At 51.0% G+C, this 9,909-nt stretch carries 11 protein-coding genes; all 11 read left to right on the top strand.

Annotated features, from left to right (window positions below; all coding sequences use genetic code 11):
* Nucleotides 1-42 precede the first annotated feature (42 nt).
* The 11 genes from nadD (at nt 43) to lipA (ending at nt 9,807) form a co-directional block, all read left to right on the top strand.
* On the top strand, nt 43-684 hold the full coding sequence (nadD, locus tag ABEA14_RS18425) for a nicotinate-nucleotide adenylyltransferase (RefSeq protein ID WP_345342173.1): 642 nt from the start codon (nt 43-45) through the stop codon (nt 682-684).
* A gap of 78 nt (nt 685-762) precedes the next feature.
* Complete coding sequence (gene rsfS / locus ABEA14_RS18430) at nt 763-1,092, top strand: ribosome silencing factor (RefSeq protein WP_345342174.1); 330 nt, start codon at nt 763-765, stop codon at nt 1,090-1,092.
* The gene (rlmH, locus tag ABEA14_RS18435; RefSeq protein WP_345342175.1) at nt 1,089-1,559 is read left to right on the top strand and encodes a 23S rRNA (pseudouridine(1915)-N(3))-methyltransferase RlmH; all 471 of its coding nucleotides are present in this window, start codon (nt 1,089-1,091) and stop codon (nt 1,557-1,559) included. The genes rsfS and rlmH overlap by 4 nt, the downstream gene beginning before the upstream one ends.
* A gap of 7 nt (nt 1,560-1,566) precedes the next feature.
* Nucleotides 1,567-3,450 (top strand): penicillin-binding protein 2, encoded by a 1,884-nt coding sequence (mrdA, locus tag ABEA14_RS18440; protein ID WP_345342177.1) that lies wholly within the window; start codon nt 1,567-1,569, stop codon nt 3,448-3,450.
* Nucleotides 3,451-3,454: 4 nt separating this feature from the next.
* The gene (gene rodA / locus ABEA14_RS18445; protein ID WP_345342180.1) at nt 3,455-4,582 is read left to right on the top strand and encodes a rod shape-determining protein RodA; all 1,128 of its coding nucleotides are present in this window, start codon (nt 3,455-3,457) and stop codon (nt 4,580-4,582) included.
* A 15-nt stretch (nt 4,583-4,597) separates the two neighbouring features.
* A complete protein-coding gene (gene mltB, locus ABEA14_RS18450) occupies nt 4,598-5,572 on the top strand; it encodes a lytic murein transglycosylase B (protein ID WP_345342182.1) in 975 nt (324 codons plus the stop codon).
* A complete protein-coding gene (locus ABEA14_RS18455; protein WP_345342184.1) occupies nt 5,569-6,360 on the top strand; it encodes a septal ring lytic transglycosylase RlpA family protein in 792 nt (263 codons plus the stop codon). The genes mltB and ABEA14_RS18455 overlap by 4 nt, the downstream gene beginning before the upstream one ends.
* A gap of 93 nt (nt 6,361-6,453) precedes the next feature.
* Nucleotides 6,454-7,629, top strand: coding sequence for a serine hydrolase (locus tag ABEA14_RS18460; protein ID WP_345342186.1), 1,176 nt, complete (start codon nt 6,454-6,456; stop codon nt 7,627-7,629).
* Between the two features lie 202 nt (nt 7,630-7,831).
* On the top strand, nt 7,832-8,098 hold the full coding sequence (gene ybeD / locus ABEA14_RS18465; protein ID WP_345342188.1) for a DUF493 family protein YbeD: 267 nt from the start codon (nt 7,832-7,834) through the stop codon (nt 8,096-8,098).
* Between the two features lie 85 nt (nt 8,099-8,183).
* Nucleotides 8,184-8,846 carry a lipoyl(octanoyl) transferase LipB gene (gene lipB / locus ABEA14_RS18470; RefSeq protein ID WP_345342190.1) on the top strand — a complete coding sequence of 221 codons (663 nt, stop codon included), beginning with the start codon at nt 8,184-8,186 and terminating at the stop codon, nt 8,844-8,846.
* The gene (lipA, locus tag ABEA14_RS18475; RefSeq protein WP_345342192.1) at nt 8,839-9,807 is read left to right on the top strand and encodes a lipoyl synthase; all 969 of its coding nucleotides are present in this window, start codon (nt 8,839-8,841) and stop codon (nt 9,805-9,807) included. Before lipB ends, lipA begins: the two co-directional genes overlap by 8 nt.
* The last annotated feature ends 102 nt before the right edge of the window (nt 9,808-9,909 follow it).

Raw genomic sequence — 9,909 nt, forward strand, 5'->3', positions numbered from 1 at the left:
CGGTTAAAGTTATAAGTGTGAATAGTAAGGTAAAGAGAGAGTATGAGCTCAGCACTGACAACTATCGGCCTGCTAGGTGGTACATTCGATCCCATCCATATAGGGCATTTAAGGCCTGCATTAGATATAAAGCAGGCGATAGGCCTCGACAAGTTGCTGTTACTGCCCAATCACGTTCCTCCACACAGAGACACACCAAGGGCAACAAGCGCGCAGCGCAAGAAGATGGTGGAACTGGCGATATCAGGCATTGTGGGGCTCAGTGTTGATGATCGAGAACTAAAACACGATAAACCAAGTTACACCGTAGACACTCTTGCGGAGCTCAGAGCCGACTACCCTGAGGCATCTATCAGCTTCTTAATGGGCATGGATTCTTTAAGAAGCTTACCAAGCTGGCATCGCTGGCATGAGCTACTGGATCTTGCACACATTGTGGTCTCACACCGCCCCGGCTGGAAGCCACCTACCGACGGTGAAGCAGCGGAGTTGTTGGCGAACTATAGTGCTAAACCCGAGGTTATACGGGAAAAAAAAGCTGGGCATATCATATTGGTCAATGCGCCACAGATAGATATTTCATCGACCCGGATTCGTCACTTAATAAAACATCATCAGGATACAAGCTTCCTTATGCCAGATGCGGTGAAACAGTATATTGAACAACTGAGCTTATACCGCTGATCAGGGCATTCAACCCTGTCCCCGCGCCGTGTTATCATTGGCGATTAACCTTGAAACTGAACAAAACGAGAGACAACTTTGCACGCCGAAGAACTGACAAAATTTGTACTGGACAAAATCGATGACATGAAAGGTCGCGACGTCCAAGTGCTTGATGTAAAAGGCCTCAGCACTATCACTGACACCATGGTCATAGTGTCAGGCAACTCCAAACGACATGTCCAATCTATTGCAGATAACGTGGCGACCGAGGCCAAACACGCAGGACTGCAGCCTCTGGGTGTAGAAGGCCAAGACGCAGGCGAATGGGTTCTGGTAGATCTCGGGGAGTTGGTTTTGCATGTCATGCAGGAAAAAGCTCGCGATTTCTATCAACTCGAAAAGCTTTGGGGTCGTCATAGCGAATGAAGCTGCAGCTAGTTGCAGTCGGCACCCGCATGCCGGACTGGGTAGAGAAAGGTTTTAATGAGTACGCCCGGCGCTTCCCCAGGGATATGTCGTTCGAATTAGTTGAAATCCCTGCCGGAAAACGTGGCAAGAATGCTGATATTCCTCGAATTTTGGAGAAAGAGGGTGAACAGATGCTTGCCGCGGTGGGTAAAGGCAACCGCATAGTCACGCTGGAGGTAACAGGAAAACCCTGGAGCACTCCACAGTTAGCTGAGCAACTGAACCGCTGGAAACTAGACGGCAGAGATGTCAGCCTGCTCGTAGGCGGACCAGAAGGATTGGCCCCCGCCTGTATCGCTGCCTCAGAACAGAGATTTAGTCTGTCCAACTTAACCCTGCCCCACCCCATGGTTCGAGTGATACTTGCCGAAGCGCTTTACCGCGCCTGGAGTGTCACCGCAAATCACCCCTACCACCGGGAGTAACAGGGATATGATGCGGCGCCGGGTTGCCATCCATGACACCCATGCAGAGAGTCGTCTGTTTACCCGGCGAGCTCTGGTGTCGCTTATTGTTGTCGTTGGCATGCTGCTGTTATTGGTGTTTAACCTCTATCACTTACAGGTTAAATCCTTCAGCACCTACCAAACACGTTCCAATGATAACCGGATCCGCCTGCTCCCAATCGCTCCCAACCGTGGACTTATCTATGACAGAAACGGGGTACTGCTAGCTGAAAATCGCCCGGTTTTCAGTCTGGAACTGGTTCCTGAAGAGGTTGATGACTTGGGGCAAACTGTCGCTGACCTGGCTGAACTGCTGCCGATAACACTGGAAGAGCAGGAAAAGTTTCTGGAAAGCAGCCGCTTTTCTCGCCGCTTTAAACGACTGCCGTTAAAAGCACGCCTTAACGAAGAGCAAGTGGCGATTTTCAGTGTTAACCAACACAGGTTTCCCGGCGTTTACATCGAGGCGCGTCCTACCCGTTATTACCCTTACGGTGACGTACTGACTCACGTCCTTGGCTTTGTCGCCAAGATTAATCGCAAGGACCTTCAGCGCATTGAAGAAGCCGGTGATTTAGCGAACTACAAAGCGACCCGCGACATCGGTAAACAGGGTATCGAGAAATACTACGAACGCTTTTTACACGGCCAGGTGGGTTACCGAGAGGTTGAAGTAAACAACCGCGGCAGAATCATCCGTACACTCAGCGTGCAGGAGCCGGTGGCTGGCCAAGACCTGTTTCTTAACATAGATATCAACCTGCAGTTGTTGGCGCACCAGGCGTTGGCAGGCAGCCGTGGCGCCATCGTCGCGATGGATGCACGCGATGGCGGCGTTCTGGCAATGGTCAGTGCGCCAAGCTACGACCCCAACCTATTTGTCCATGGCATCAGCAGCAAGGATTACCGAGAGCTGCTCGAATCAAAGGACCGCCCTTTAATCAACAGAGCAACCCAGGGTACTTATCCTCCAGCTTCAACCATCAAACCCCATATGGCATTGCTTGCCCTTGAAGAATACATAGTGACACCCTCTACGAGGATATGGGACCCAGGTTGGTATCAACCACCAAACGTAAATCGCCGTTTTCGCGACTGGAAGCGATGGGGCCATGGTTGGGTTGATATGTACCATGCCATCGAACAAAGCTGTGATACCTATTACTACGAACTGGCACACAAGCTGGGGATCGACAAAATCAGCGACTTTATGACCAAATTTGGCTGGGGCGAGTATAGTGGCATCGATATCCATGAAGAGAGCCGCGGTAACATGCCTTCCCGCGGTTGGAAGCGAGCACGTTATAATCAGCCTTGGTATTTAGGTGACACCATCTCTGTCGGCATCGGTCAGGGCTACTGGACAACCACCCCCATACAACTGGCCTCAGCAACCGCTATTTTTGCCAACCAAGGCAAACACTATGTGCCCCGCGTACTCAAATCATTCCAAACCTCAACCGGTACCCTGGCAGTGCCCGCCGATGAGAGGCCGCCCGTGGTGTTGAAGCAGGAAAAGAATTGGCGACCGGTGATTGATGCAATGTATGGGGTAAACCACAAAATTACCGGTACCGCCCACAAAGTATTTTCCGATGCCTGGTATGAATCGGCGGGTAAAACAGGAACTGCGCAAGTCATCGGTATCGCCGAAGATGAAGAGTACGATGAAGAGAAGATCGATGAGCGCCATCGTGACAATGCCATGTATATGGGATATGCGCCACTCAACGATCCACGTATTGTACTGTCTGTTGCCGTAGAGAATGCCGGTGGAGGCAGCGCAAATGCCGCCCCAATCGCCCGTCGACTGATGGACTACTACATGAACAATACCTCTCTTCTGCCTGAATTTAAGCCGGAGTTTTGATGCCATGTTAGGTAGCGGTAGCCAGACCCAAGGCGCACAAAGTAAGCAGTCGATATGGTTTAGAATGCATATCGATATGCCGCTGCTGATTGGCTTGTTGGTACTTATGGCGGTCGGTCTTATGGTGATCTACTCCGCTGGCGGGCAGGAAAAAGCGCTGGTCATTCGTCAGGTCACACGCCTGGGCATCGGCCTTATCGTCATGCTGGTGGTCGCCCAAATTAACCCCATGAGTTACCAGCGATGGGCGCTACCCGTTTTTACTGTCGGTGTCGCCATGCTGGTGGGTGTGCTGTTGTTTGGTCATGTAGGGAAAGGGGCACAGCGCTGGCTCGATTTGGGCTTCATGAAGTTCCAGCCATCCGAGGTGATGAAGTTAGCGGTGCCTTTGATGGTCGCTTGGTTTGTCGCCAGGCAACCTCTTCCGCCCAGAAAGCGCGACCTGTTTGTTGGCGCAATATTGGTTCTGATGCCGACTCTACTCATCGCCAAACAGCCTGACTTGGGAACCTCATTGCTAATTTCGGCATCGGGCATTTTTGTTCTGTTCCTGGCTGGAGCCAGTTGGCGTTTGATTGGTTTCTTCGGTGCCGCCATTGCGGCATTTGTACCCGTGCTTTGGTTCTTCCTGATGCACAACTATCAACGCCAAAGAGTATTGACCTTTTTGAACCCTGAAAGCGATCCGCTTGGTAGTGGCTACCACATCATTCAGTCCAAAATTGCTATCGGCTCTGGGGGATTGTGGGGCAAAGGTTGGTGTCACGGCACCCAGTCGCAATTGGAGTTTCTCCCGGAACGACATACAGATTTCATCTTTGCCGTATTCAGTGAAGAGTTTGGGTTGGTAGGTGTACTGGCGCTGTTGGCCATCTATCTGTTTATTATTGTCAGAGGCCTGATGATAGCCGCCCAGGCGCAAGCCGCCTTTTCCCGCTTACTGGCTGGCAGCATCGTTTTAACTTTCTTTGTCTATGTATTTGTAAACATCGGTATGGTGTCTGGTTTATTGCCTGTGGTAGGTGTTCCCCTGCCATTAGTCAGTTATGGCGGCACATCGATGGTGACTCTGATGGCAGGATTTGGCATTCTGATGGCTATTCATACTCATAGACGTCTTATTGCAACTTAGAGAGAGGTGTTTTCAGTGCGCTTGTTCCGATTACTTTCTCCATTGGTAGGTGGCCTTCTTCTTTCCCTGCCGACTTCAGCCTCAATTCCAACCACTGACGAATTTGCCCAGAAACTGGCCGATAAACACCAGTTCGATGCGGCTCAGATATCTCAAACACTGGCTAAGGCAAACAAAAACCAAAAAATTCTCGATGCGATAGCTCGGCCATGGGAAGGAAAGCCCTGGTATCAATATCGTCCGATTTTTATCAAGCAAGAACGCATCGACAAAGGGGTTGAGTTCTGGAGCCAACATGCAGATGCACTGGCGCGCGCAGAGGAAACCTTTGGTGTACCAGCAGAAGTGATCGTCGCTATCATTGGTGTCGAAACCTATTACGGTAAACACAAAGGCGTTTATCCGGTGTTGGATGCGCTCTATACCCTTGGTTTTTATTACCCCAAACGCGCTAAGTTTTTCCGCAGCGAGCTGGAACACTTCTTTATTCTTAGCCGAGAAGAAGGCTGGGACATGACAGAGCCAAAAGGCTCTTATGCTGGTGCCATGGGCCTTGGCCAATTTATCAGTTCAAGCTATCGTCATTACGCCATCGATTTTGATGGCGACGGTAAACGTGACCTGTTCACTAACCCCACCGATGCGATTGGCAGTGTAGCAAACTACTTCGCTGAGCATGGCTGGAAAGCGGGCCAACCGGTGGCTTATCCTGTTTCCGTATCAGGCAGCAACTACAAGTCACTTATTGAGAAGCCGCTGAAGCCCAAACACAGCGTGGCGGAATTAGCCGCGAACGGCGTCGATCTGCCCGCCTCACCGCTTCCCAATCCAGTAAAGCTGTTGGAGTTTGAATTAGAAAATGGCCACGAGTACTGGGCCAGTGCGCACAATTTTTACGTGATAACTCGCTACAACCACAGCCCGCTGTATGCGATGGCGGTTTATCAGTTGAGCCAAAAGATTGCTGAGGCGAAAGTAGAAGCGAAATGAAACGCTTAGCCTACTACGTTCTGTGCAGCTCAATTTGGCTCGCGTTGGCCGGATGCAGCAGCTCTGGCTCTGGTGGTCGCTATCATGTCGCCGACGATCATAGCCCTGATTCGCCACCTGAATTGGATGCTCTGGTCGAGCCAACACCTAGATATGAGCCTAAAAGCCGTCAGGGAAACAAAAGCTACAAGGTACGTGGCATACGCTATCAGGTAATGAACAGCGCTGAAGGGTTTGCCGACGAGGGCACCGCCAGCTGGTACGGTGCGAAGTTTCATGGCCATTTAACATCCAACGGTGAAATCTACGATATGTACAGCCTGAGCGCAGCGCACAAAACGCTGCCTCTGCCCACCTATGTTCGGGTCACCAACCTTGCAAATGACCGCTCTGTCATTGTTAGAGTAAATGACAGAGGGCCTTTCCATGGCGACCGGATCATCGACCTGAGTTATGCCGCCGCTTACAAACTGGACATGCTCAAGTCGGGTACCGCAAATGTAAAAATTGAGGCGATTACGCCGGGTAAAGATCCCGTAGTCACTATCAATCCGGATCCAAATCCCACCTACTTTGTTCAAGTACTGGCAACAAAAGATCCTGAGAAAGCGAACCTTTTGGCAAAGCGTCTGTCAGATCAATTTGATGTAGAAAGCACCACCTTTGAAAACAATGGATTGCACAAGTTGCGACTGGGGCCTCTGGCCGATATTGACTCGGCACAGGCGCTATTGGACAAAATCAGAGCAACTGCCTATCCAAATGCATTTCTAATCCACCCAAACTAGGTAGATATCGCAGAATTGCAGTAACTTTCTGATATAGTGCGTGCATTCGTGGGGTCAAGCCTGACCAAGGATTAACTAACACAAGTCGTTATCATGGGAATATTCAAAAAACTCACAACCAGTCTGATCCTCTCCACCAGTTTTTTAGTTAGCGTCAGCAGTGCATCTGCCGCACCAGCCGTTGTACCAAAAGCTCCCGATGTAGCAGCTAATGGCTATCTGCTGATGGATTACCACACTGGCACTGTACTGGTAGAAAGCAATGCCGATGAGATGCTGGCACCGGCCAGTCTGACCAAGATGATGACCAGCTACATCATCGGTCGGGAGATTGCGAGTGGCAACGTCTCCCCCTCAGATAAAGTGCTGATCAGCGAAAATGCGTGGGCTAAAAACTTCCCTGATTCATCAAAGATGTTCATTGAAGTAAACACATACGTGACGGTATCTGATCTTAACCGCGGCATTATCATTCAATCGGGTAACGATGCCTGTGTCGCCATGGCAGAGCATATTGCGGGTTCAGAAGATGCCTTTGCCAGTTTGATGAACAGCTATGCTGAACAACTGGGCATGACCAGCAGCCACTTTATGAACAGCCATGGCCTGCATCATGAAGACCATTACACGACAGCTCGTGACATGGCGACTCTGGCGCAAGCGCTGATCCGTGATGTTCCGGAAGAGTACGCTATCTACGCGGAAAAAGAGTTCACCTACAACGGCATCAAACAGTACAACCGTAACTCGCTGCTGTGGGATAAGAGCATGAACGTGGACGGTATTAAGACCGGCCATACATCTAAGGCAGGTTATAGTCTGGTGACTTCAGGTACCAAGGATGGCATGCGCCTTATCTCCGTTGTCATGGGAACCAAAAGTGAGCAGGCACGTAAAGCCGAGAGCAAAAAGCTGCTGAACTACGGATTCCGCTTCTTTGAAACAGTAACCGCAAAACAGGCTGGCGATAGCATCGCCCAGCAGCGGATCTGGTATGGGGCGCAGGAACAGGTAGAGCTTGGCGTATTGGAGGACGTGGTTGTCACCATTCCCCGTGGCCAGGCGAGCAAACTAACCGCCGATTTTGGTCTGGATCGTCCGCTGGAAGCACCGCTACAAAAAGGCGAAAAAGTCGGCAGCATCAAGTTCTCACTGGGCGATGAAGTAGTAGCTGAGTACCCTCTGGTCGCACTGCAAAGTGTTGAAGAAGGCGGTTGGTTCTCTCGCCTCATCGACTACATTATTCAGATGGTGAGCAGCTGGTTCTAGCAGTAGCTCAGTGAAAGAAAAGCCACCTTAGGGTGGCTTTTCTTTTTTTGAGACTCTGCAGTTCAGGGCCTGAGCTTGATCGCAGCTGAGTGACACACTAATATACCGCCCCCTCGCTATGGGGCTTTTGAACACAGGCTCACACCCTGAGTCTAAAGCTTCATCTACAATGGCGAAGTTGAGGCAGTGGAGCAAAAAAATTATGATGAAGACCAAGTTTGACGAACTAGTTGAATTTCCATCCGTTTTTCCTTTTAAAGTAATGGGATTAGCGGACGAGGAACTGCCAAATCGTGTTGTTGCTGCCGTACAAAAGCATGCGCCTGGCGACTATACAACAACCGTCCGTCCAAGTAGCAAAGGCAACTACCACTCGGTATCCATTAGCGTTACTGTCACCAGTCAGGCGCATATTGAAGCGTTATATACTGAACTGGCTGCCATCGAAGGGGTACGTCACGTACTGTAAATCCGGCTAAGACCCTACATTTACTGGCTGGAAATTAACCCTCCAGCCAGTATAATGCCTGCAGTTTTCAGCGGGCGTTCCCACATTGAGTAGCACCTCCCTTATCTTCAAACAACTCGGCCTGCGTCCCTATCAAGAGATATGGGAAGCAATGCGGACATTTACCGATACCCGGGATGAATCCACCACAGATGAAATCTGGCTGGTGGAACACCCTCCGGTGTTTACCCAGGGCCAGGCTGGTAAAGCTGAGCACCTGCTCGCGCCGGGGGATATTCCCGTGATTCAGGTCGATCGCGGAGGCCAGGTCACCTACCACGGCCCCGGTCAACAGGTTGCCTACATTCTATTGGACCTGCGCCGCCGCAAATTGGGGGTAAGAGAGTTAGTGACCCTGATTGAGGAAGCTATCGTCGATACACTCAATTATTGGCAGATAGAGAGCTACCCCAAACCGGATGCGCCAGGTGTATATGTCTATGGCGATAAGATCGCGTCGCTTGGACTTCGTATCCGTAAAGGCTGTTCATTTCATGGTCTGGCGTTGAACGTAAATATGGACCTATCGCCTTTTCAGCGGATAAACCCCTGTGGTTACGAAGGACTGCTGATGACCCAGAGCGCCAACCTGGGTGGTGCAAAGAGCCTGGCAGAGCTGCAGCCCGTACTAATAGAAAAATTGACACAGAAGCTGGGTGAAACCAGCGATCAGATTGCCGTAATAGACGAGTCAAACAGTTATGAGTGATAAACCACGCCGCCTTGAAGCAGGCGTCAAGCTTCGTGATGCCGACAAAATGGCACTGATCCCGGTAAAAGTTGTACCTACAGAGAAGGAAGATATGCTGAGAAAGCCTTCCTGGATGAAGGTAAAACTGCCAGCCTCCAGCCAGCGTATCGAAGAGATCAAAGGGGCAATGCGCTCCCACGGGTTGCACTCAGTGTGTGAAGAAGCCTCCTGCCCTAACCTGCCGGAATGTTTTAACCACGGTACAGCCACCTTTATGATCATGGGTGCCATCTGCACCCGTCGCTGCCCGTTCTGCGATGTAGGCCACGGTAAACCGCTGCCATTGGACCCGGAAGAGCCAAAGAAACTGGCTGAAACCATTGCAGATATGAAGCTTAAGTATGTTGTGATCACCTCCGTCGACCGAGATGACCTGCGTGATGGTGGTGCTCAACACTTTGCCGACTGCGTCCGTGAGATCCGGGCTCTAAGCCCTAACATCAAGATCGAAATCCTGGTGCCCGACTTCCGTGGCCGTATGGATAAGGCACTGGAAGCGCTGGGTACTGCCCCACCGGATGTATTCAACCACAACCTGGAAACGGCTCCACGCCTCTATAAGCAGGCAAGACCTGGTGCTGACTACAAGTGGTCACTCACCCTGCTGAAGCGCTTTGGTGAAATGTTCCCTGACGTACCCACCAAGTCGGGCCTGATGGTGGGGTTAGGCGAAACCAATGACGAGATCCTCGAAGTGATGCGGGATCTGCGCGAACATAATGTGACCATGCTGACCGTTGGACAGTATCTGCAGCCTAGCCGTCATCACCTGCGCGTAGAGCGCTATGTTCACCCAGACGAGTTCAGCATGTTCCGTGAAGAGGCCGGCGAAATGGGCTTCGACCATGCCGCATGTGGCCCGCTGGTGCGCTCCAGCTACCATGCCGACAGACAAGCCGCAGGCGAAGAGGTTAAGTAACCACAGCTTCTCCTCGTTCAAAGTAAATAATCCACCTGCATAGCAGGTGGCTTTGCTTTTGGGCACCCTATAAGGGTGCTTTTCTGCTTTAACTAACTCCTA

It is taken from the genome of Corallincola platygyrae (genome assembly GCF_039544265.1).
Classification (GTDB): Bacteria; Pseudomonadota; Gammaproteobacteria; order Enterobacterales; family Neiellaceae; genus Corallincola; species Corallincola platygyrae.

Bases quoted from the DNA above. Each gene is read 5' to 3' on its own strand.
- nadD (WP_345342173.1), top strand. From the start codon at position 43: ATGAGCTCAGCACTGACAACTATCGGCCTGCTAGGTGGTACATTCGAT.
- rlmH (WP_345342175.1), top strand. From the start codon at position 1,089: ATGAAGCTGCAGCTAGTTGCAGTCGGCACCCGCATGCCGGACTGGGTA.
- mrdA (WP_345342177.1), top strand. From the start codon at position 1,567: ATGATGCGGCGCCGGGTTGCCATCCATGACACCCATGCAGAGAGTCGT.
- rodA (WP_345342180.1), top strand. From the start codon at position 3,455: ATGTTAGGTAGCGGTAGCCAGACCCAAGGCGCACAAAGTAAGCAGTCG.
- ABEA14_RS18455 (WP_345342184.1), top strand. From the start codon at position 5,569: ATGAAACGCTTAGCCTACTACGTTCTGTGCAGCTCAATTTGGCTCGCG.
- ABEA14_RS18460 (WP_345342186.1), top strand. From the start codon at position 6,454: ATGGGAATATTCAAAAAACTCACAACCAGTCTGATCCTCTCCACCAGT.
- ybeD (WP_345342188.1), top strand. From the start codon at position 7,832: ATGATGAAGACCAAGTTTGACGAACTAGTTGAATTTCCATCCGTTTTT.
- lipA (WP_345342192.1), top strand. From the start codon at position 8,839: ATGAGTGATAAACCACGCCGCCTTGAAGCAGGCGTCAAGCTTCGTGAT.